The 22,125-nt window shown below is 64.1% G+C and carries 22 protein-coding genes and 1 pseudogene; 16 read left to right on the top strand and 7 right to left on the bottom strand.

Going from position 1 to position 22,125, the window contains the following annotated elements; all coding sequences use genetic code 11:
• The 5 genes from ABI213_RS23415 to ABI213_RS23395 all read left to right on the top strand — a co-directional run.
• Positions 1–290 (top strand): fatty acid desaturase (locus ABI213_RS23415; RefSeq protein WP_348028894.1); only part of this gene is annotated, 290 nt, incomplete at its 5' end.
• 5 nt (positions 291–295) lie between these two features.
• On the top strand, positions 296–1,078 hold the full coding sequence (locus ABI213_RS23410; RefSeq protein ID WP_348028892.1) for a PhnD/SsuA/transferrin family substrate-binding protein: 783 nt from the start codon (positions 296–298) through the stop codon (positions 1,076–1,078).
• 130 nt (positions 1,079–1,208) lie between these two features.
• The gene (gene rpsU, locus ABI213_RS23405; protein WP_092756237.1) at positions 1,209–1,421 is read left to right on the top strand and encodes a 30S ribosomal protein S21; all 213 of its coding nucleotides are present in this window, start codon (positions 1,209–1,211) and stop codon (positions 1,419–1,421) included.
• Positions 1,422–1,615: 194 nt separating this feature from the next.
• The gene (locus tag ABI213_RS23400; RefSeq protein WP_348028890.1) at positions 1,616–2,077 is read left to right on the top strand and encodes a GatB/YqeY domain-containing protein; all 462 of its coding nucleotides are present in this window, start codon (positions 1,616–1,618) and stop codon (positions 2,075–2,077) included.
• Positions 2,078–2,140: 63 nt separating this feature from the next.
• Entirely contained in the window at positions 2,141–3,775 is a 1,635-nt protein-coding gene (locus ABI213_RS23395) for a DUF6600 domain-containing protein (RefSeq protein WP_348008695.1), read from the top strand.
• Positions 3,776–3,939: 164 nt separating this feature from the next.
• On the opposite strand, the gene ABI213_RS23390 is transcribed toward ABI213_RS23395, so the two are convergent.
• The gene (locus ABI213_RS23390) at positions 3,940–4,974 is read right to left on the bottom strand and encodes a LacI family DNA-binding transcriptional regulator (RefSeq protein WP_348008696.1); all 1,035 of its coding nucleotides are present in this window, start codon (positions 4,972–4,974) and stop codon (positions 3,940–3,942) included.
• 224 nt (positions 4,975–5,198) lie between these two features.
• Between ABI213_RS23390 and ABI213_RS23385 the strand changes: the two genes are divergently transcribed.
• The 4 genes from ABI213_RS23385 to ABI213_RS23370 are packed head-to-tail and all read left to right on the top strand — an operon-like array spanning position 5,199 to position 8,570.
• Positions 5,199–5,708, top strand: a complete 510-nt coding sequence (locus tag ABI213_RS23385) for a gluconokinase (protein WP_348008697.1) — start codon at positions 5,199–5,201, stop codon at positions 5,706–5,708.
• On the top strand, positions 5,695–6,204 hold the full coding sequence (locus ABI213_RS23380) for a TRAP transporter small permease subunit (RefSeq protein WP_348008698.1): 510 nt from the start codon (positions 5,695–5,697) through the stop codon (positions 6,202–6,204). Before ABI213_RS23385 ends, ABI213_RS23380 begins: the two co-directional genes overlap by 14 nt.
• A 5-nt stretch (positions 6,205–6,209) precedes the next feature.
• Entirely contained in the window at positions 6,210–7,502 is a 1,293-nt protein-coding gene (locus ABI213_RS23375) for a TRAP transporter large permease subunit (RefSeq protein ID WP_348008699.1), read from the top strand.
• 48 nt (positions 7,503–7,550) lie between these two features.
• Positions 7,551–8,570, top strand: a complete 1,020-nt coding sequence (locus tag ABI213_RS23370; RefSeq protein WP_348008700.1) for a TRAP transporter substrate-binding protein — start codon at positions 7,551–7,553, stop codon at positions 8,568–8,570.
• A gap of 85 nt (positions 8,571–8,655) precedes the next feature.
• Here ABI213_RS23370 and pmbA read toward each other — a convergent pair whose 3' ends face one another.
• Positions 8,656–10,047: a metalloprotease PmbA gene (pmbA, locus tag ABI213_RS23365; RefSeq protein ID WP_348008701.1), complete on the bottom strand. Its 1,392-nt coding sequence runs from the start codon at positions 10,045–10,047 to the stop codon at positions 8,656–8,658.
• A gap of 87 nt (positions 10,048–10,134) precedes the next feature.
• Here pmbA and yjgA point away from each other — a divergent pair, with 87 nt between their 5' ends.
• From yjgA to ABI213_RS23350, 3 genes are all read left to right on the top strand, one after another.
• Positions 10,135–10,791, top strand: a complete 657-nt coding sequence (gene yjgA, locus ABI213_RS23360; protein WP_348008702.1) for a ribosome biogenesis factor YjgA — start codon at positions 10,135–10,137, stop codon at positions 10,789–10,791.
• Positions 10,788–11,360, top strand: coding sequence for a molybdopterin adenylyltransferase (gene mog, locus ABI213_RS23355; protein WP_348008703.1), 573 nt, complete (start codon positions 10,788–10,790; stop codon positions 11,358–11,360). The genes yjgA and mog overlap by 4 nt, the downstream gene beginning before the upstream one ends.
• Positions 11,361–11,431: 71 nt before the next feature.
• Positions 11,432–12,265, top strand: coding sequence for a PhzF family phenazine biosynthesis protein (locus tag ABI213_RS23350; RefSeq protein ID WP_348028888.1), 834 nt, complete (start codon positions 11,432–11,434; stop codon positions 12,263–12,265).
• A gap of 68 nt (positions 12,266–12,333) precedes the next feature.
• Here the strand turns inward: ABI213_RS23350 and ABI213_RS23345 are convergent, their stop codons facing one another.
• A complete protein-coding gene (locus ABI213_RS23345; protein WP_348028886.1) occupies positions 12,334–12,948 on the bottom strand; it encodes a Uma2 family endonuclease in 615 nt (204 codons plus the stop codon).
• A 46-nt stretch (positions 12,949–12,994) separates the two neighbouring features.
• Here ABI213_RS23345 and creB point away from each other — a divergent pair.
• The 3 genes and pseudogenes from creB to creD all read left to right on the top strand — a co-directional run bounded on the left by creB (position 12,995) and on the right by creD (position 16,617).
• A pseudogene (creB, locus tag ABI213_RS23340) lies at positions 12,995–13,698 on the top strand (two-component system response regulator CreB).
• 2 nt (positions 13,699–13,700) lie between these two features.
• Positions 13,701–15,101, top strand: coding sequence for a two-component system sensor histidine kinase CreC (gene creC / locus ABI213_RS23335; protein WP_348028884.1), 1,401 nt, complete (start codon positions 13,701–13,703; stop codon positions 15,099–15,101).
• 91 nt (positions 15,102–15,192) lie between these two features.
• Positions 15,193–16,617, top strand: a complete 1,425-nt coding sequence (creD, locus tag ABI213_RS23330; RefSeq protein ID WP_348008707.1) for a cell envelope integrity protein CreD — start codon at positions 15,193–15,195, stop codon at positions 16,615–16,617.
• Here creD and cysE read toward each other — a convergent pair.
• The gene (cysE, locus tag ABI213_RS23325) at positions 16,595–17,368 is read right to left on the bottom strand and encodes a serine O-acetyltransferase (protein ID WP_348008708.1); all 774 of its coding nucleotides are present in this window, start codon (positions 17,366–17,368) and stop codon (positions 16,595–16,597) included. The two genes, creD and cysE, sit on opposite strands and share 23 nt — an antisense overlap.
• A 10-nt stretch (positions 17,369–17,378) precedes the next feature.
• Positions 17,379–18,182 (bottom strand): RNA methyltransferase, encoded by an 804-nt coding sequence (locus ABI213_RS23320; RefSeq protein ID WP_348008709.1) that lies wholly within the window; start codon positions 18,180–18,182, stop codon positions 17,379–17,381.
• 86 nt (positions 18,183–18,268) lie between these two features.
• Between ABI213_RS23320 and ABI213_RS23315 the strand changes: the two genes are divergently transcribed.
• A complete protein-coding gene (locus tag ABI213_RS23315; RefSeq protein WP_348028882.1) occupies positions 18,269–19,180 on the top strand; it encodes an inositol monophosphatase family protein in 912 nt (303 codons plus the stop codon).
• Between the two features lie 28 nt (positions 19,181–19,208).
• On the opposite strand, the gene ABI213_RS23310 is transcribed toward ABI213_RS23315, so the two are convergent.
• Positions 19,209–21,167, bottom strand: a complete 1,959-nt coding sequence (locus ABI213_RS23310) for a methyl-accepting chemotaxis protein (protein WP_348028880.1) — start codon at positions 21,165–21,167, stop codon at positions 19,209–19,211.
• Positions 21,168–21,309: 142 nt separating this feature from the next.
• Positions 21,310–22,125, bottom strand: an 816-nt coding sequence (locus ABI213_RS23305) for a Gfo/Idh/MocA family oxidoreductase (protein WP_348028878.1), incomplete at its 5' end; no start/stop codon positions are given.

Here is a 22,125-nt window from a genome sequence, read left to right as displayed (position 1 = left end):
CTGCAGACCGCCCGGCGCACCGCATCGCCATCAACGAGGCGGGCATCTTCTGGCGCCTGCTGTACCTGAACAACAACTTCCACGTGGTGCACCACGAAACGCCTACCATGCCCTGGTACCGGTTGCGCAGCACCTACCTGGCCGACCGCGCCGGGTATCTGCGGCGCAACGGCGGCTTTCTGGTGCCCGGCTACGGCCATCTGGTGCGGCGGTTTGCGCTGTCCCCCATCGATTCGCCGATATTGCCCGAAGAGCTGGTGTTGCACCCCAAGAGCCACACACCGCACTGACACCGATGCACAGCTCCTTCCCTATGTATGCGGCCGGGTCGGCGGCCAATGCGGCACTCTGGCAGTGCGTGGCCGACCAGTTAAACCGCACCGGCGTACCCGCCACGCTCACGCAGCCCACCGACCTGGTGGCGCATTGGCTGGACCCGGAGCTGCTGCTGAGCCAAACCTGCGGCTTCCCCCTGACCCACGCGCTGGCCGGGCGGGTGCAATTGGTCGGCGCTTTTCGCTACACCGCCCCCGGCTGCGACGGCCTGCGCTACCGCAGCCAGCTGGTCTGCCGCAGCGCCGATGCCGGGCTGCCGCTGGCCGGCTTCCGGGGCCGCACCGTGGCCTACAACGCGGAAGACTCGCAGTCGGGCCACAACAGCCTGCGGGCGCTGGTGGCCCCGTTGGCACGCAATGGCGTATTTTTCGGCAAGGCCGTGGTGACGGGCTCGCACCGCGCCTCGGTGGAGAGCGTGCGCAGCGGCCAGGCCGATCTGGCAGCCATTGACTGCGTGACCTGGGCGCTAGTGCAGCGCGACCACCCCGAGCGGGTGCGCGGCCTGCAGGTCTGCGGCCACACCGCACCGGCACCGGGCTTGCCGCTGATCACCTCTTTGCAAACCTCGCCTGAGATGCTCTTCGCCCTGCGCCAGGCCTTGCGCCACGCGGTGCACACCGCGGCACTGGCCGAAGCCCGCACGGCGCTGCTGATCGAAGATTTCGCAGAGCTGCCGCTGGACGACTATGGTGCGATACCACAGATGGAAGCGCGCGCAAATCGGGCAGGTTACAGGCTATAATCCAAGGCTTTGCTGGCAAACCCCTGCTGCCTGATCAATTTAATAGCAGGGGAACACCGCAGATTCTTTGTCCAACGGCCTGATCTTCCTTTCGACAAGACCTGCACCTAAATCGGAACCCTTTTTTGTCATGACAACCATCCGTGTAAAAGAAAACGAACCCTTTGACGTCGCTCTGCGTCGTTTCAAGCGCACCATTGAAAAGCTCGGCCTGCTGACCGACTTGCGTGCGCGTGAGTTCTACGAAAAGCCCACCACCGAGCGCAAGCGCAAGAAGTCGGCCGCTGTCAAGCGCCACTACAAGCGCGTGCGTTCCATGCAGCTGCCTAAAAAGCTGTACTAAGCGCTTTTTCAAACTGCCCGCAGTTTGACAAGCCCGCCCAGGGACGCCAGGGCGGGCTTTTTCTATTCCGCCTTCATTTCAACCCGATATGTCGTTACTTCGCCTGGTCGTAGCAAAGTACTGCCTGCGGCTTCGCGCCTAATCTCGGATTGAAATGAAAACGGAATAGCCTCCTCAATTTCACAGGAAAAATCATGACACTCAAAGAACAAATCACCGAAGACATGAAAACCGCCATGCGTGCCAAAGACAGCGTCCGGCTGGGCACGGTGCGCCTGCTGCTGGCCGCCCTCAAGCAAAAAGAGGTGGACGAGCGCGTGGTGCTGGACGACGCAGCGGTGGTCGCCATCGTCGACAAACTCATTAAGCAGCGCAAAGACTCCATTGATGCCTTCACCAAGGCCGAGCGTACCGACCTGGCCGACATTGAAAAAGCCGAGCTGACGGTGCTGTCCGCCTACCTGCCCCAACGCCTGGATGCCGACCAAGTGGCCGCCGAGGTGCGTACGCTGGCTGCGGCCATGGTGGCCGAGCTGGGGCGCGCACTGGCACCAAGTGACATGGGCAAGCTGATGGGTGCCGCCAAGGCGCAATTGGCAGGCAAAGCCGAGATGGGCCAGGTGTCGGCCGCCGTCAAGGCCGCACTGGCTGGGTAAACCCCAGGCCAACCAAGGAGGCAGCTGGCGCGTTATAAGGGAGAAGCCACTCCGACCCACGCCATGTCCGCCTCCTTTTTACACAAAACCGCCCACCTGCTGGGCGCGTTGCTCATAGTGCTTACCGCCAGCCACGCACTGGCGCAGGCCGACCCGCCGGGCCGGGTCGCGCGCCTGAGCCTGATAGAAGGCGCGGTCAGTTTCGCCCCGGCCGGTAGCGAAGATTGGAGCCCGGCCGAATTCAACCGCCCCCTGACCAGCGGCGACCGGCTGCAAACCGCGCCCGGCGCGCGGGCCGAACTGCACAGCGGCTCCACCGCCTTGCGCATCAACGGCCAAACCGCGCTGGAGATCAGCGAACTCGATGACAACAGCACCCGCCTCACCCTGACCCAGGGCAGCCTGGCCCTGCGCGTGCGCAACCTCTACCCCGGCGAAACGCTGGAGGTCAACACCCCCAACCTGGCCTTCACCGCCAGCCAGCCCGGCGAGTACCGGCTGGATGTAGACCCCCGCTACGGCACCACCGGCGTGACCGTGCGCAGTGGCAGCGCCGTGGTGTATGGCGAAAACGGGGCTTCCCGTACCCTGGGCAGCCAGCAGCAGCTGCGTTTTGCCGACCGGCAACTGGCCCAGGAAGTGGCGCAAAACAACCCGCCCCGCGACAACTTCGACCTCTGGTCCTACGCCCGCGACCAGGCCGAAGACCAATCCCAAAGCGCCCGCTACGTGTCGCGCGACACCATCGGCTACCAGCAACTCGACGGCTACGGCGACTGGCGCACCGACAACGCCTACGGCGCAGTGTGGTTTCCACGGGTCACCGTAGGCCAATGGGCACCCTACCAAAACGGCCAATGGCGCTGGATTGCCCCCTGGGGCTGGACCTGGGTCGACAACGCTCCCTGGGGCTTTGCGCCCTTCCACTACGGCCGCTGGGCGCAGATTGGCGCGCAATGGGCCTGGGTGCCCGGGCCTATGAACCACCGCCCCAGCTATGCACCCGCTCTGGTCCGCTTTGAAGGCCCCAACCGCTTCGAGCAAGACCGCCGCGTGCCGCCGCAAGGCCACTGGATTCCGCTGGCCCCCGGCCAACCCTGGCGGCCCAACTACCCGGTGGGCCCGCGCCCCAACGACCACTTCAACCGCCCCCAGCAGCCGCCGGACGGGAACCGCCCTCAACGCCCCTTCAACAACGGCCCCACGCGTGTAGAACCCATGGTGCAACCGCCGCCCCAACCCGCTTGGCAGCAGCCAGCCATTCCCCAAGCGCGCCCCGAAATGCGGATGCAGGATGCGCCCCGCAACCAGGCCGAACTGGAGCAACGGGCGCAAATGCAGCGCCAGCAGCAAATCGACCGCGAACGCCAACAGCAAGAGCAAAACCGCAACCAGGTGCAGCAACAAGCCCAGCGCGAGCAAATACAACGCCAGCGCGATGCTGCGCAACAGCAAATGCAGCAACAACAGCAGATGCAACAGCAGCAGTTACGCGACCAGCAAAACCGCCAGCAGCAACAGCGCCAGCGCGAGCAAAGCCAGCGCGAGGCCCCGGCGCAACAGCCACAGCAAGAGCGTCCACGCATGGAGCAAGCCCGTCCCATGCCCCGCCCGCAGATGCAGGACGCGCAGCCCAAGCCAGCCGAACCCTATCTTCGCCCTCTGCTACCGGGCCAACGTCCTGGCGACGGCAAATAAACCCACCACACCCGTGCCTGCGCAACCCGGCGGGATGAAACCCGATCTCCACAGGCAAGCACGCCATAAGCTATATTATTTATAGCTGACTGCGCAGGCACAGTATGCGTAAAATCCCTTTTTAGGCCCAATATTCCTGGTAATCCGTTGCTTACGGAACGTATTTAGCTGCTGCCGCGCACGACCAGTTCGAACCCCAGGTCCAACATGCTCTGTGGCACGGCTTCGCCGCGCATCAATGCCAGCAACATGCGGGCGGCTTGGGTGCCGATTTCGGCGCGGGGGGTGCGGATGGTGGTCAGCGGCGGCGGCATCTGGTCGCTGCCCGCCAAATCATTGAACCCCACCACGGCAATCCGCTGCGGCACGGGCACTTGCAAACGCAGCGCCGCCAGCAACCCGCCCTGGGCCAGATCGTCGTTACAGAAAAACACCGCATCCACATCCGGGTGGCGCTGCAGCAAGTCCTCTAGCAAGCTTCCGCCCAGCGCCATCGAGGTGGGCGCGGGGTCCAGCACCTCCAGCATGGGGTCATAGCAACCGGCGGCGCGCAAAGCTATCCGATAGCCCTCGGCACGCTGCATCACCCGCGGATCGAGCTGGCCGGCTACGTAGGCAATGCGGCGGCGGCCCCGCTGCAGCAGGTGCTCGGTGAGGGTACGGGCCGCGTCGGTCTGCGACAGGCCCACGCCGTAGACACCGGATGTCGGCGCGGTTTCCATCAAATGGACGCAGGGCACGCCGCTGGCCGCGATCATCTGGCGGGCCGCATCGCTGCGGTCCAGGCCGGTCACCATCAGGCCGGCCGGGCGATGCGCCAGGTAGCTACGCAGCAAGGCATCTTCTTCGGCGGGCTGGTAGTGTGTGACACCCATCAGAGTCTGGTAACCGGCAGGTGCCAGGGTGTGTTGCACGGCATCCAGCAGTTCCACAAACAAGGCGTTGGAAAGCAGCGGAATCAACACCGCCACATGCGTGCTGCGGGCCGATGCCAGCGCGCGGGCGGCGGGGTCGGGCACGTAGCCGAGTTGCTGCGCCGCCACCTGAACGCGGTCCACCAACAGCGGATCGACCGAGCGCGCACCGCGCAGCGCCCGCGATGCAGTGATGGCACTGACACCTGCGGCGGCGGCCACATCATTGAGGGTGGCACGGCCCGTAGCACGGCGCCGCAGATGGGTAGAAAGAGGGCTGTCCATAGCTTTGGACGCGATTCTAACCATGCCTTTCCCTGGCTTGGGCCGCTCCCAGCCTCCCCAAAAATAACCCTCCTGGCTGGTGAAAACCCTGATCGTCAACGCCCCCTGCCGCATTTAGGATAGCGCTGTCCAAGTTTGCAAGTTGCAAAACTGGGTATTCCGCAAGCACCGCGTTCATGGGGTGGCCTGCATTTTTCACATCTTTTGGGATTGCGCTGTCCAATATGGTTTCTCTGGTTGTCATGGGCGTTGCCGGATGCGGCAAATCCAGCTTAGGCCATGCGGTCGCCCAGGCGCTGGGTTGGCCTCTGGTGGAGGGCGACGACTTCCACCCCGCCGCCAACGTCGAAAAAATGCGCGCCGGTACCCCACTTGTCGATGCCGACCGCGTGGGCTGGCTGGCGCTGCTGGGGTCCGAACTGCAACGCCACCCCGGCGGTTCCGTGCTGACCTGTTCAGCCCTCAAGAAAATCTACCGCGACCAGTTGCGCGCCGCCCTGCCCGGCTTGCGTTTTGTGCATCTGGCCCTGAGCATCGATGCCGCCCGTACCCGGGTGGCGCAACGCGCAGGCGGGCATTACTTCCAGGCGAATCTGGTCGATAGCCAGTTCGCTACGCTGGAAAGCCCACTCGGCGAACCCGGCGTGCTGACGGTGGATGCCACCCAGACGCTGACCGCCCTCAACCAACACGTCATCCAATGGATGCAGGAGACCCCGCATGCAAGCCCCTGAAGCCCCCCCACAGCCGCCCCGCGCGGTGCGTCTGGCCCATGCGGCCATGGCGCTATGCCTGGCCGTGATGGCCACCTCCGTCTTCGTCAACGTCGTACTGCGCTACGGCTTTGGCAGCGGCGTGGCCGCCAGTGAAGAACTGTCGCGCCTGCTGTTTGTATGGATGGTGTTCATCGGTGCCACCGCTTCCTACCCCATGGGCGAACACATGGCGTTCACCGGCCTGTTGCAGGCGCTGCGTGAAAAACCCGCCGCGCTGGTGGCCATGGCGGCCCTGATCCGTACGCTGGTGGTATTGGGCTGCAGTTTTCTGGCCTGGGGAGCCTGGCAGCAGATCGTCGTGGGCATGGGCAGCCATTCGGTGGTGCTGGGTTACTCCAGCGCACTGCTGCCCTTACCGGCATTTTTATGCTCCCTGTCCATCGCTCTGATGGCACTGGTGGAACTGGTTCGTAACAAAGCGCTGAGCCTCGGCCACAGTGCGGAAGTGGAGTAAGCCGTATGTCCGCAGAAGCGCAAGCATTCGTGGTTTTCGTGCTGGGCATGCTGGTGCTGATGGGCATCGGCATGAACATGGCATTGGCATTGGTACTCACCGGGGCGGGTATGGCCTGGGTACTGGATTTCTGGGACACCCAGCTGCTGGCCCAAAACTTGGTGGCCGGGGTGGACAGCTTTCCACTGCTGGCCGTGCCCTTCTTCATTCTGGCCGGTGAGCTGATGAACTCCGGCGGCATCAGCCGCCGCATCATCACCATGGCACAGGCCTGGGTGGGCCACATCCGCGGCGGCCTGGGCTACGTGGCCATTGGTGCCGCGGTGCTGATGGCCAGCATGAGCGGCTCGGCCCTGGCCGACACGGCCGCGCTGGCCACTATTTTGTTGCCCATGATGCGCAAGCACGGCTACCCGTTGCCGGTATCGGCCGGACTGCTGGCCTCGGGTGGCATCATCGCGCCCATCATCCCGCCGTCCATGCCCTTCGTGATTTACGGCGTGACCACCAACACCTCGATCTCGGCCTTGTTTGTCTCGGGCATCGTGCCGGGGTTGATCATGGGCGCGGGCTTGATCGTGGCGTGGAAGTTCGTGCTGCGCAAAACCGAGCTACCGGTTGGCCAGCCCCTGCCGCTGCAAGAGCGCCTGAAGACCACGGCCAAAGCCTTTTGGGCACTGCTGATGCCCGTGATCATCATCGGGGGCATGAAGAGTGGCCTGTTCACTCCCACCGAAGCGGCCGTGGTGGCGGCTTTCTACGCCCTGGTCGTGGCCCTGTTCGTGCACCGCGAAATGCAGCTACCCGAGCTGTACGCGGTGCTGGTGCGTGCCGCCAAAACCACCGCGGTGGTGATGTTCCTCTGCGCAGGTGCTGCCGTGGCCAGCTACATGATTACCCTGGCCGACCTGCCCAGCACGCTGTCGGGCTGGCTTGGCCCGCTGGTGGAGAGCCCGCGGGTTCTGATGGCGGTCATGATGGTGGTGCTCATCATCATCGGCACCTCGCTGGACCTGACGCCCACCATCCTGATCTTCGCGCCGGTGATGCTGCCCATCGCCGTCAAAGCGGGCATAGACCCGGTGTATTTCGGCCTGATGTTCGTGCTGAACGGCGCCATCGGCCTGATCACGCCGCCGGTCGGCACCGTGCTGAATGTGATTGCCGGTGTCGGCCGCATCCCGATGCACACCGTCGTCAAGGGCGTGGGCCCCTTTCTCCTCACCTACGTACTGATACTGATCACGTTCGTGATCTTTCCGCAGATCGTCATTGCCCCCGTGGCGTGGATGCGTTAAGCCGCCCGTCGTTCTTTGCTTTCCTCTCTATCACCAAGGACAAATACCATGCAAACCTTCCTCCGCCGCACCGCTCTGGCCACCGTGGCCGCGCTTGCTCTGGGTGCCACCGGCGCCGCCTTCGCCCAAGACATCAAACCACGCATCATCCGCTTTGGCTACGGCCTGAACGAGCAAAGCAACCAGGGCCGCGCGTCCAAGGTGTTTGCCCAGGCGGTAGAGAAAGCCTCGGGCGGCAAGATGAAGGTGCGCGCCATTGGTGCCTCGGCCCTGGGCCCCGACGTGCAAATGCAGCAGGCCGTGATCGGCGGCGCGCAAGAAATGATGGTCGGCTCCACCGCCACCCTGGTTGGCATCACCAAAGAGATGGCGCTGTGGGACACGCCTTTTCTGTTCAACAACGTCCAAGAGGCCGATGCCATTCTGGACGGCCCCATTGGCCAGAAAATCATGGACAAGCTGCAGGAAAAGGGCTTGGTCGGCCTGGTCTACTGGGAGAACGGCTTTCGCAACCTGACCAACAACAAACGCCCCATCACCAAGCTGGAAGACATGGACGGCATCAAGCTGCGCGTGATGCAAAACGAGGTGTTCCTGAACAGCTTCAAGACCCTGGGTGCCAACGCGATTCCGCTGCCCTTTAGCGAGTTGTTCAGCGCGCTGGAAACCAACACCGTGGACGGGCAGGAAAACCCGTTCAACACCATCGTTTCCAGCAAGTTCTACGAGGTACAAAAGTACCTGAGCGTGACCAACCACGTCTACAGCCCCTGGATCGTAATGGCCAGCAAAAAATGGTGGGATGGCCTGAGCAAGGACGAGCGCAAAGTGCTGCTGGACGCCGCCATCCAGAGCCGCGACTTCGAACGCAAGGATACCCGCGAAGAAGCCGCCAAAGCCATGGCCGACCTGAAAACCAAGGGCATGCAAATCAACCAGCTGGCCCCCACAGAAGCCGCCCGCATGCGCGACAAGCTCACCAAGGTCAACGCCCAGGTCGCCGCCAACGTAGGTATGGATTTGTGGCAGGAAACGCAGAACACGCTCACCAAGATGCGCAGCAAGTAAGCCCGCAAAGCACAACGCCACCAGCTATCCTATCAATAGCTGGTGGCGCAGGTGGAATGTGCGCTAGAGGCCTAAAAGGCTTACATCAGCTGCCTGCCACCTTCATCTTGTTGATCAAGATGGAACCCACGGTTTTGGCACCGTAGTTGTAGGTATCCGCGCCAATCGCCTGGATGCCCTTGAACATGGTTTTCAGGTTGCCAGCAATGGTGATCTCTTCCACTGGGAAGGCAATTTCGCCGTTCTCCACCCAGAAGCCACTGGCACCGCGCGAATAGTCGCCGGTCACGTAGTTCACGCCCTGGCCCATCAGCTCGATGACGAACAGGCCCGTGCCCAGCTTGCGCAACATCGCATCCAAATCATCGCCGGCGCGGGTGCGGGTGGAAGACAGCACCAGGTTGTGCGAACCACCGGCATTCCCCGTGGTCTTCATACCCAGCTTGCGGGCTGAATAGCTGCTGAGGAAGTAGCCCTCCACGCGGCCCGCATCCACCACGGTGCGCGCCTTGACGCGCACGCCCTCTTCGTCAAACGGCGAGCTGCCTTTGCCGCGCTTTACAAACGGATCTTCCAGCAGGTTGATGTGCTTCGGAAAGATTTGCTGGCCCATCGAATCCAGCAAAAACGTGCTCTTGCGGTACAAGGCGCCGCCGCTCACCGCCTGCACAAAACCACCCAGCAGCCCGGCCGCCAGGGGCGATTCGAACAGCACCGGGCACTCGGTGGTCGGGATCTTGCGCGACTTCAGGCGGCTCAAAGCGCGCTGGGCGGCATAGCGGCCCACGGCCTCAGGGGAAGCCAACTCTTCAGCGCTGCGCATCGAGCTGTACCAGGAATCACGCTGCATGCCGCTGCCCTTGCCCGCAATCGGCGCCACCGACATGGAATGCCGCGAACTGGCGTAGCCGCCGCGAAAGCCATTGGTGTGGGCACTGAAGAAATGCGACTGCTGGGCCGACACGCCCGCACCTTCGCTGTTGGTGATCTGCTTGCTGGTTTGCAGGGCCGCGGCCTCGCATTCCATGGCGATCTGGGCCGCTTCTTCGCTGGTGATGGCCCAGGGGTGGAACAGGTCCAGATCGACCTGGCGCTTGGCAATGTTCTTGGCATCCGGCAGGCCCGCAAACGGGTCTTCGGCGGTGAAGCGGGCGATGTCGTACGCCGCTTTCACCGTTTGCTGGATAGCTGCCTTGGAGAAGTCGGAGGTGCTGGCATTGCCCCGGCGCTTGCCCAGGTACACGGTGATGCCCAGAGATTTGTCGCGGTTGCGCTCCACGGTTTCCAGTGCGCCCTTGCGGACGGAAACACTCAGGCCGCAGCCTTCGGAGGCCTCGGCCCCGGCATCGGTGGCACCGAGTTTTTTGGCATGTGCCAAGGCGCTATCGACCAGTTCTTCAAAGAAGGGACGGCTGTAGGCGAAGCCGCTATCGGGGCCACGGTGGGCACTGGGGACGGTGGAATCAGGTTTTTTCATGTTGGCGGCTATGATACTTGCCACGCAGCCTCCCCTGCTGCACCCCCATCGGATACCCCGCGCACAGCGCGCACAACGCTAAAAACCATGTCACGCAAACTCACCAAAGGCTACTACGTCCACGGCAAATTCGTTGCCGAAGGGAGCGAACTGGACATCCAGCTCAAAGCCGAACTCAAGGGCACCGATGCCTCCAGCCGCACCGACCTCAAAAAAGAAAGTGACGAACTGCAAGCCTTGGGCGAAAGCCTGCTGACGCTGCGCCTGGAGCTATTTAACAAGCTGCAACTCACCGAAAAGCTGCACGACGCCATCGTCGAGGCCAAACGCATCACCAACTTTGAGGGCAAGCGCCGCCAGATGCAGTTCATCGGCAAACTCATGCGCAAGCAAGAACCCGAAAAGCTCGAAGAGATCCGCGCCACGCTGAAAATCCAGCACTCCGGCTCGGCGCAAGAAAACCTGGCCCTGCACAAGGCCGAAACCTGGCGCAACCGCCTGATCGCCGAAGACGATGCCTTCGGCGAGTGGATCGCAGAATTTGCGCAAACCGACTCCCAGCAGCTGCGCGCCCTGGTCCGCCAGGCCCGCAAAGACCTAGTGCCCGAAAAGCCCGGTGCCCTGCCGCGCCATGGCCGCGCCTACCGCGACATCTTCCAGCTGGTGCGTGAGCAATTGGCAGACATCGATGGCCCCTTGAATGACGGCGGTATCGACGAAACGCACCAGGCCGACGAGGAATGAGCGACCCCGTAAAAATCGGCATCGTCTCGGTCAGCGACCGCGCCAGCAGCGGGGTCTACGAAGACAAAGGCCTGCCCGCCCTGCAAGACTGGCTGACCCGGGCGTTGCAAAACCCGATCACCTTCCTCCCACGCCTGATCCCCGACGAGCAGGCCACCATCAGCGCCACCTTGGTCGAGCTGGTGGATGCCGGTTGCAGCCTGGTGCTGACCACCGGCGGCACCGGCCCGGCCCTGCGCGACGTGACCCCTGAAGCCACCCTGGCCGTGGCCCACAAGGAGATGCCCGGCTTCGGCGAACAGATGCGCCAGATCAGCCTGCAGTTTGTGCCCACCGCCATCCTGTCGCGGCAAACCGCCGTCATTCGCGGCCAGGCCCTGATCCTCAACCTTCCCGGCCAGCCCAAGGCCATCGCCGAGACGCTGGAAGGCCTGCCCGCCCGTAACGTGCCCGGCATCTTTGCGGCCGTGCCCTACTGCATCGACTTGATCGGCGGGCCGTACCTGGAGACGGACGACGCGGTGTGCAAGGCGTTTCGACCCAAGTCGGCAATACGGAATTCAGCATAAAAACAGCCTCTAGCGCAATCAGCACCTGCGCGGGCAGTTACAAAAAATAGAGCAACCCACAAGAGTCCGCCATGCACATCCAGAAAATCGCAGCCTTCTCCGACGGCGACACCGGTGGTAACCCGGCGGGCGTGGTGCTTGCCGACGCACTGCCGCTCGATGCCGACATGCAGCGCATCGCCGCCGAAGTGGGGTTTTCAGAAACCGTGTTTGCCACGCCGATGGGCGATAGTTGGCGCGTACGCTACTTTTCGCCCGAGAGTGAAGTCGCGTTTTGCGGCCACGCCACCATCGCACTCGGCGCGGCCCTGGCGCTGCAGCAGGGCGACGGCGTGTTTGCCTTGGCGCTGAACCACGCCCAGATTACGGTCGAGGGCCAACGCCAGGGGACCACCGTCGCCGCTGCGCTGCAGTCGCCACCCACCCGCAGCCAACCTGCACCAGCCACGCTGGTTGCCGAGGCGCTGGCTTTGTTTGGCTACACATGGAGCGACCTAGACCCACGCATCCCGCCTGCGCTGGCCCACGGCGGTGCAGACCATCTGGTGCTGGCGCTGAAAACCCGCTCCGCCCTGGCTGCCATGCGCTACGACCTGGCCGCTGGCCGGGTGCTGATGCGGCGCGAAGGCTGGGCCACCATCCTGCTAGGGTTTACGGAAACCGCGCAGCAATGGCACACCCGCAACGCCTTCGCCAGCGGTGGTGTGCTGGAAGATCCCGCCACCGGTTCCGCCACCGCGGCCCTGGCCGGCTATCTGCGCGACATCGCCTGGCCACATGCTAGCCGTATCAACGTAGTGCAAGGGGAAGACATGGGCATGCGCTCGCTGCTGCGCGCAGAGTTCAGCAACCTGCCCGGCAGCTCGGTGCGCGTGGCGGGCACCGCGCGGGTCATGTCCGACTAATTTGCTATCGAAAAAGAAGCTGCCTGCGCAGGTGGAATATGCGCTAGCGGCCTAAAAGACTTGTATTTTTACGCCGCATCAGCCCTGGCTGTGTCGGCGGGTTGGTCGGCCACCACGCCCTCAAACACCGCCTCCAGCGGCCATTGCATTCCGACGCTGGCGAATTCGCAGGGGCCTGGGTTGGTGCGGACATCCCAGGCATAGAGTTCAAACCGCTGGGCGGCGTTGCGCCGGTACAGCTCGACCGTCTGGGCTTGCGGGTCGATCAGCACGTACTCTTGCAGGCTGGGCAGTTGCCGGTAGGCCGCGAATTTTCCGCCCCGGTCCCAGGTGGCGGTGCTGTCGGACAGGACTTCGACCACCAATACCGGCGCATTCACCGATGACGCTTGGCCATCCGCCGCAGCGCGTGGCTGGCAACTCACCACCACGTCGGGGTAAAAATACGCATCCACTGCGACCACCTGCAAGCGCATATCCGACATAAAAACCCTGCAAGGCGTGCCTTTGAGATGGCTGCGCAAAGCAACAGCAGCATTCAATGCCACCGTGTTGTGGTTCTGCGTGCCCCCCGCCATGGCAAAGACTTCGCCCTGAAAGTATTCATGGCGCTCACTCTGGTTGGCCTCCCAAACCAGATAGGTGTCGGCATTAAAACGGTGTTGGGATTGGGCATAGGACATGGCTTATCCTACCGCCTTCGCCTTCCGCCGACCAGCCCACGCGCCCATGTCCCCAGCCCACATCCTCCTGCTTGAAGACGACCCGGCCATCGCCAAAACCGTGGTTTACGCTTTGGAGCGCGCGGGGCTGCGGGTGACGCACTGCCTGCTGGTGGCGGATGCGCTGCGGCAACTGGCTACCACGTGCTCCACGCCGCCCGACGTGCTGGTGCTGGACATCGGCCTGCCCGACGGCTCGGGGCTGGACGTGTGCCGCCATGTGCGCGCCACCCCGGCGCTGCAGCACCTGCCGGTGCTGGTGCTGAGTGCCCACGGCGAAGAGATTGACCGCGTGGTCGGCCTGGAGCTGGGGGCCGACGACTACGTGACCAAGCCGTTCAGCCCGCGCGAGCTGGTGGCACGGGTGCGCGGGCTGCTGCGCCGCGCCTCGGCCCCGGCGCTGTCAGCCGCACCTGCAACGACCGGATTCACGCTGGACATCGACGGCCAGCGCGCCACCTGGCAGGGCCAGCCGCTGGCGCTGACGCGGCGCGAGCTGGGCCTGCTGGCCGAATTGCTGCGCCAGCCGGGCCGGGTACGCAGCCGCGATGCCTTGCTGGCCGCCGTGTGGGGCCATGACTCGGACAGCGCCGACCGCACGTAGACACGCACATCAAGACCCTGCGCGCCAAGCTGCAGCACATCACCCCCGAGCGCGACCCGATCACCACGCACCGGGGCTTAGGCTACTCCGTCGCACAGGGCGTTTGAGGATGCATCTGGGCATCCGCATCCTGTTTGGGTTTTTCCTGATCACCGGACTGGCGGGGTTTTTCGTACTGCGGATTTTTGTGGCCGAGGTCAAGCCCAGCGTGCGCGAGGTGATGGAAGACATGATGGTGGACACCGCCAACATCCTGGCCGAGCTGGCCGCCGACGACCTGCACGCGGGACGCATGGCGCAGGGCCGGTTTGCCACCCAGGTGGCGGCCTACGCCCGGCGGCCCATCGACGCGCGCATCTGGGGGCTGGACAAACAGTCGCTGGACTTTCGCGTTTACGTGACCGATGCCAAAGGCATGGTGGTGTTCGACTCGGCCCACGCCGCCGAGGGGCAGGACTATTCGCAGTGGCGCGACGTGGCCCGTACCTTGCGCGGCGAATACGGGGCCCGCGCCACCCGCGAAGTCCAGCGCGACGACCGCAGCTCGGTGCTGTATGTGGCCGCACCCGTGACCTACCAGGGCCAAGCCATCGGCGTGCTGACGGTGGCCAAGCCGGTGGCCACGGTGCAGGCCTTTATCGACCGGGCCGAGCGCAAGATTTTGGTCAGCGGATTCTGGCTGCTGGGCCTGTCGGCGGCGGTGGGGGTGGCGGTAACGCTGTGGGTGGTGTTCAGCATCCGCCAGTTGCGCCGCTACGCCAACGCCATGGAGGCGGGCAAGAAGCTGTCGCTGCCGCGCATTCCCGGTGAATTGGGCGAGCTGGCCCAGGCCATGCAGGCCATGCGCCAGCGGGTCGAGGGGCGCGACTACATCGAAGGCTATGTGCGCGCCCTGACGCACGAGCTGAAAAGCCCGCTGGCCGCCATCCGCGGCGCGGGCGAGCTGCTGCAAGACCCCCTGCCCGAACCCGACCGCCACGCCTTCGCCACCGACATCCTGGCGCAAACCCAGCGCCTGCAGTCGCTGGTAGACCGCCTGCTGGAGCTCAGCAAGCTGGAGCAGCGCCAGGAATTGCACCAGCCGCAGAGCCTGGTGCTGGCTGATTTTTTGGCATCATTTATGGCTCTGGCGCAGGTAGAACGTCCACAGATAGCTATTGACTTGATAGCAAATGAGGATTCACAGACGGTGCGCATCGAGCCCGCGCTGCTGTCCTTGGCGCTGGGTAATCTGCTGGACAACGCCGCCGCCTTTGCGCCGCCCGGCAGCCGCACCACGCTGGCCGCCGTGGGCCGCAGCATCGTGGTGCAAGACCTGGGGCCTGGCGTGCCCGACTTTGCGCTGCCCAAACTGGGGCAAAAGTTCTTCTCCACCGTGCGGCCCGACGGCCATACCAAGGGCTCAGGCCTGGGCCTGGCCATCGTGGCACAGACCATGGCGCTGCACGGCGGCACGCTGCACATCGCCAACACCCACCCCGGCCTGCGCGTGACGCTGCAATTTCCGTAGCTGCACAGCCCCACTTCACCGCCACTTCACAGACTTCACGCGCTGCTCACCAGCGGGCCAGAAACTCGCTCTTTTCAAAAAGGAGTGGGCGATGAAAACAATGATTTTTGGCAAATTTTCCGGGTTGCTGGTGGTGGCGGTGTTGCTGCTGCTGGGTCTGGCGCAGATTACCCAGCTGGTCCGGGAGCGCCAGGGGCGGCACCAGAGCGCGGTCGATAGCGTGGCCCGCAGCCTGGCAGGCAGCCAGACCGTGCTGGGGCCGCTGGTGCACCGCGCCTGCACGGAGGACTGGAGCCACGCCACCGACAAGGGCGTGGTGCTGGAGCGCAGCAGCTTTAACCTGGTGGCCGCGCCCAGCACGCTGAATGTAGCCAGCACCAGCCAGGTGGAAGCGCGGGCGCGCGGTTTGTACGCCACCCAGGTGTTCACCCTGAAGGCCAAGTTGTCCGCACAGTGGGCGGATTTGCAGGCCCTGACCCCGCAGCCGCAGCACACCGGGGCAACGGTGCGCTGCGGCCCGCCGGTGCTGATGCTGGCGGTGAGCGACGCACGCGGCATCCGCCAGGCCGACGTGCAAATCAACGGCCAGCCGCAAACCGTGCAGGCGGGCACCCAGCACAGCGCCTACCCGCGCGGGGTGCAGGCCAGCCTGCCGGCCAACACGGTGGCCAACGCACCGCTGCGGGCCGAGGTGGAACTGGAGCTGCTGGGCACCGAGGCCTTGAACTTCGTGCCACTGGGCAGCGCCACCCAGATCAGTCTGTCGTCCAACTGGCCGCACCCGCGTTTTGACGGGCAGTTTTTGCCCTCGGAGCGCAAGGTCAGCAACCAGGGTTTTGAAGCCAGTTGGCGCGTCTCGGCCCTGGCCAGCAGCGCCCAGCAGGCGGTGTTGGACGCAGGCCCGCTGTGCAGCGGTGGCATGGGCCCACGCCGCGAGCTGGAGGATGCAGACTACACGGTTGCCCGCACCACGGCGGTAGATGCCAGCGGCCACAGCCCGGCCTGTGTGGAAACCCTGGGGCTGGGCTTTATCGACCCGATCAACACCTACTCGCTGTCCGACCGGGCCACCAAATACGGCCTGCTGTTCATCGCGCTGACCTTTGTGGCGGTGGGGCTGTTTGAGTGCATGCGCGGGCTGCGGGTGCACCCCATCCAGTACTTTTTGGTGGGCGCGGCCATCAGCATCTTCTTTTTGCTGCTGGTCAGCCTGTCGGAGCACCTGGCGTTCAACACCGCTTATGCGATTGCCGCCAGCGCCTGCGTGCTGCTGTTGGGCTATTACGCCAGCCACATGCTGCATAGCTGGCGGCGCGGCCTGCCGTTTGGCGCGGGCATTGCGGCGCTGTACGGCTTGCTGTTTGTGCTGCTGCAGCTGGAGCAAACCGCCATGGTGGTGGGTACCCTTGCCCTGTTTGCCGTACTGGCTTGCGTGATGGCACTGACCCGCAAACTCGACTGGTACGCGCTGCTGCGGGTCGCCCCCAGCGCCACTACTTCCCTACCAACTGCGTAAATTTCTCGGCCTCGAAGCACTCGGTGCGGGCCGCGTCGCAGGGCACGCAGTCGGGGGTGGTCTGGGTGGCCGAGAGCTTCTCGATGGCCTGCCAGAGCAGCGTAATCTGGTGTTCCTGGCTGGAGGCGCTGTCGATCAGGCCGCGCATGGCCTCGCCAATCGGGTCGCCGTCGGGGGTGATGCCATAGGCGCTGAAGCGCGGCGTGGCCATGGCGGCATCGCCCACGGCACCATCCTTGGGCAGGATGATGCGGGCCGGGATACCCACCGCTGTGGCACCCGCAGGCACGGGTTTAATGACCACCGCGTTGGAGCCGATCTTGGCCCCGTCGCCCACGGTGAAGCCACCCAGCACTTTGGCCCCGGCGCTGACCACCACGTCGCGGCCCAGCGTGGGGTGGCGCTTGGCACCTTTGTACAACGAGGTACCGCCCAGCGTCACACCCTGGTAGATGGTGCAGCCGTCGCCGATTTCGGCGGTCTCGCCCACCACCACGCCCATCGCGTGGTCAAAGAACACCCTCTCGCCCAGCTTGGCACCGGGGTGGATTTCGATACCCGTCAGCCCCCGCGCAATGTGTGAGATGAAGCGCCCCAGCCATTTGAAGCCGTGGTGCCAGCACCAGTGGGCCGGGCGGTGCAACACCACCGCGTGCAGGCCGGGGTAGCAAGTCAACACCTCCCAGGTGGTGCGGGCAGCGGGGTCACGGTCGAGGATGCAGCGGATGTCGGAGCGTAGGCGGGAAAACATGGGCGCAAGTCTATTCTTTAGTGTCAGTCTTTGCTTTGTCCGCAGCCTGCGTGATGGCTTTGGCAATGCCGCGCAGGATGTGGATTTCTTCCTGTAGCGGTTGGGCACGGTTGAACAACTGGTTCAGGCGCGGCATCAATTTTTTGGGCGCGGCGGGGTCCAGGAAGCCCAGTGCGGTCAGCGCCAGCTCCCAGTGCGCCAGCATGCCGCCGACCTGGCGCGCGTCGGCCTGCACCGGCACTTGCGTGGCGGCTTCCACGGCATAGCCACCCAGGGCCATGCGCCATTCGTAGGCGATGAGCTGCACGGCGGCGGCCAGATTCAGCGAGCCGAAGTTCGGGTTGGTGGGAATGCTCAACGCCACGTGGCAGCGGTACACGTCTTCGTTGGCCATGCCGAAGCGCTCGCAGCCAAACAGAAAAGCAATGCCCTCGGGGCGCTTGGGTGTCAAATTTAATGCCAAATCGACTTCTGGCGCATATTCCACCTGCGCAGGCAGCTCTCGTTTTAATAGCGCTTCGAAATGCGGGCGCGGCGTGGTGGTGGGCGGGCCGAAGTCGCGCGGCGTCATGGCGGTGGCGCACAGGTGGTCCATGCCGTCCAGCGCTTCGTCCAGCGTGCCGACGATGCGGGCGTTGTTGAGCACGTCCAGGGCCCCGCTGGCGCGCTGGATGGTTTCCAGGCGGCGCAGCACATTGGGCCAGCGCGGATTGACCAGTACCAGGTCGTCAAAGCCCATGACTTTCATGGCCCGGGCAGTAGCACCCACATTGCCAGCGTGGCTGGGTTGGATCAGAATAAAACGGCTTTGCATGGCGGAAACGGTAGGACGGGTAAAATCCACCGATTGTCGCTGCCTGCATCGCCTGGCTGCTCTTCTTTTGCTCTTCTTAAAAATCTATGGCGCTCCCAAACCTACACCCGATGCTTAACGTGGCCGTCAAGGCCGCCCGTGCCGCTGGCTCGCTGATCAACCGCGCGGCGCTTGACGTTGAAGCGGTACGTATCAACCAGAAGCAAATCAACGATTTCGTCACCGAAGTCGACCAGGCGGCTGAGAAAGTCATCATCGAGACGCTGACCACGGCCTACCCTGGCCACGGCATCTTGGCAGAAGAATCGGGTTCAGAGTTTGGCGCCAAAGATTCCGAGTTTGTGTGGATCATCGACCCGCTCGACGGCACCACCAATTTCATCCACGGCTTTCCGTTCTACTGCGTCAGCATCGCGCTGGCCGTGCAGGGCAAGATCGAACAAGCCGTTGTTTTTGACCCCACCCGCAACGATCTGTTCACCGCCACCAAAGGCCGTGGTGCCTACATGAACGAGCGCCGCATCCGCGTCTCCAAGCGCGTGCGCCTGAACGAATGCCTGATTTCCACCGGCTTCCCGTTCCGCCCCGGTGACAACTTCAAAAATTACCTGGGCATGATGTCCGACCTGATGCCCAAGCTGGCCGGTATCCGCCGCCCTGGCGCTGCGGCGCTGGACCTGGCCTACGTGGCCGCAGGCTTTACCGATGGCTTTTTTGAAACCGGCCTGAACCCCTGGGACGTAGCCGCGGGTTCGCTGCTGGTCACCGAAGCCGGTGGCTTGGTGGGTAATTTCACGGGCGAAGCCGACTTTTTGGACCAAAAAGAATGCATGGCCGGTAACCCGCGCGTGTACGGTCAGCTGGTGTCGGTGCTGGGCAAGTACAGCAAGTTTGCCAGCGCAGGCGAAAAAGCTACGCTGCGCCAGGCTGCTGCCGCGGATACCGAAGAAGCCGTCAGCACGCCTGACGCCGGCACCAGCGAAGACGCGCCGTTCTAAGCCCGGCGCCGCGCAGCTAGGCCCACAGCTACCGCAGTGCCGGTAGCGCGAGCGCTGTTTCCGTTAGCTTGAAGACCCCCACGGCCTCGGCCAGGCGCTGCGCCTGTTCGCGCAGGCTTTCGGCCGCCGCGGCCGATTCTTCGACCAGCGCCGCGTTCTGCTGCGTCATCTGGTCCAGCTGGCTAACCGAGGTGTTCAGCTTGCCAATACCTTCCGACTGCTCGCCCGATGCCGCAGTGATATCACCAATGATGTCGCTGACGCGCTGCACCGAGCCGACGATCTCCTCCATGGTCTGGCCGGCGCTCTGCACCAGCCGCGAGCCCCCCGCCACCTTGCCCACCGAGGCGCTGATCAGCAATTTGATCTCCTTGGCGGCCTCGGCGCTGCGCTGCGCCAGGTTGCGCACCTCGCTGGCCACCACCGCAAAACCCCGGCCTTGTTCGCCGGCCCGGGCGGCTTCCACGGCGGCGTTCAAGGCCAGGATGTTGGTCTGGAAAGCAATGCCGTCGATCACACCGATGATGTCGCCAATCTTCTGCGAACTGCGGTTGATATCGTCCATGGTGGCCACCACCTGGCCGACCACGGCACCACCGCGCGCCGCCACTTCGGCGGCCGAGGCCGCCAGCTGGTTCGCCTGGCGCGCCGCGTCGGCCGAGCTCTTCACCGTATCGGTGAGCTGCTCCATGCTGGTGGCGGCGATTTGCAGATTACTGGCGGTCTGTTCGGTGCGCACGCTCAGGTCCTGGCTGCCGCTGGCAATTTCGGAGCTGGCCGTGCCTATGCTTTCTACCGAGGCGCGCACCTGCAGCAGGGTCTGGCAATAGCGTTGGCGCAGACTCTCGACCTCGTTCACCAGCGCCCCGATTTCGTCCTGGCGCCCCGAGTGGAACACCTGTGTCAGGTCGCCCTGTGCCACCAGGGTGATGGCGCCGGTCAATTCGCCCAGCGGCTGGCTCACCGTGCGGCGAACCAGCATGAACAGGCCGACGGCCAGCAGCAGCGCCGTGCCCACCAGCAGACTCCAGATAACCCGCATATTGGCCCAGTACAGCGCCATGGATTCCTGCTCGGAAATTTCGGCGACGATCCAGCCACCGCCCTCCTTGGTCTTGCGCATCACGGCCCAACGGTCTTCGCCCGGCTCGCCCAGAAACGACTGCGCATGGCGCACATAGCCTTCGGGTGCTTCGGCCAGGGCGGCCAGAAACTTGTCGGCATCGGGGTAGGCTTCCAGTACTTTCTTGCCCTTGGCCTGCGGGTGCGCGGTAAACCGGGCATCCGCCAGCGGGCCGCTGGCATCGATGTAGTAAGCCCCGCCGGTGTCAAAAAACCGGGTGTCGGCAATTTGCTTGCCCATCACGAATTGCTGGAACGACACGTCGCTACCCGCAAATAGCACGCCCACCACCGCACCTGCCGCGTCCTTGAGTGCTTCGAACTGGGCCATGTAGGGCTTGCCGTACAGCTTGACCGGGCCCGCATAGGTCTCGCCCGCCAACATCAACTTGTAGGCCGGATCGTTGCGATCCAGCAGCGTGCCGATGTCCCGGGTACCGTCGTCCTTGCGCAGCGACGAGGTGATGGATTCAAAGTCCTCGCCCTTTTTGACAAACACCGTGGCCACGCCACCGGTATCGCGCGAGTATTTGTCCACCACCTGGAAGTCGTCGTTAATGGCCGCGCCGCCGCTCATCAGCTCGCCGCTGGCCGGGTCCAGCGCCACCGTACGGTCAAAGTTGCGCCGGATGCTGGTGAAGGACTTGACCACCAGCCCGCGATTGACCTGGTCCGACGCATCGGCCGAGGCCACCATACCCTGCACCCGCTCGGCCACCGAAGCCACCCGCAAGGCGTGGATGCTGTTGTGCTCGATGACACCGATCGCCACCCCGACACCTATCAGCACCGCGGTCAAGCCGCCAAACGACAACAGCGCCAGCTTGCGCGCCACCGATTTCTTCTGCATCTTGAATTTAAACAAAGTCTCCGTCCTTTTTTATAAGAATGCCAACAGATACGGGATCGCCTGGACAGGGCCGGCGTATAAAAAACGCCGCCCGGCCAGATGGCCGAGCGGCGTTATCAAAAATGTCTACCTGTATGCGCGGTGAACCGACTCCGCGCTACACAGGCTCGGCCTGTCCGCTGCGCAGCGAACGGGTGATGGCCAGCCCAATGCGGGTGGCTTCCAATGCGTCGGACAAGGTCAGCGTCAAGGGCTGCACACCCCGGCAGGCGGCGACAAAGGCCGCCATCTCGGCCGCAAAGGCGGCTTCGAAGCGTTCGTAAAAATCGGCCACCACGGTATGGCGCACACCCATGCCGTCGCTGCGCACCACGCGGTCGCGGGCCGCGTGCTCGCCCACCAGCAGCTTGCCTGCCGTGCCGATCACTTCGGTGCTGGTTTCGTGGCCGTGGGCCATGGTGCGCGATGCGTACAGCACGGCCTTGGCTCCGCCTTCAAACTCGACCACGGCCAGGCCGTTGTCTACATCGCCAAACTCGGCCAAGGCCGGGTGTAGCGCGTTGGTACCCGTGGCAAAGGCGCGCAAGGCCTTGGGGCGGCCCAGCATCCAGCGCGCCAGGTCGATGTCATGCACGCTGCAATCCATGAAGATGCCGCCCGAGGTGGGCGCAAAGCGCACAAAGAAACCTTCGGGGTCGTTCTGGTCGCAGGTTTGGCTGCGCACCAGAAACGGTTTGCCAATCTCGCCTGCGGCCACGCTGGTCTGGGCCGTGACATAGCTGGGGTCAAAACGCCGCACAAAGCCCACCATCGCCACCTGCGCGGGGTGCTGCTCGGCCACGGCCAGCACGCGTTCACAGTCGGCCAGGTTCAGCGCCAGCGGCTTTTCCACAAACACATGTTTACCAGCCTGCAAGGCTGCAATGGCCTGGTTGGCGTGCAAAGACGTGGGCGTCACCAAGACTACCGCGTC

The sequence above is a fragment of the Rhodoferax sp. genome, assembly GCF_039922535.1.
Classification (GTDB): Bacteria; Pseudomonadota; Gammaproteobacteria; order Burkholderiales; family Burkholderiaceae_C; genus Rhodoferax_B.
Note: the sequence above shows the minus strand (reverse complement) of the source record. Positions and strands in the feature narration are given on the sequence as shown.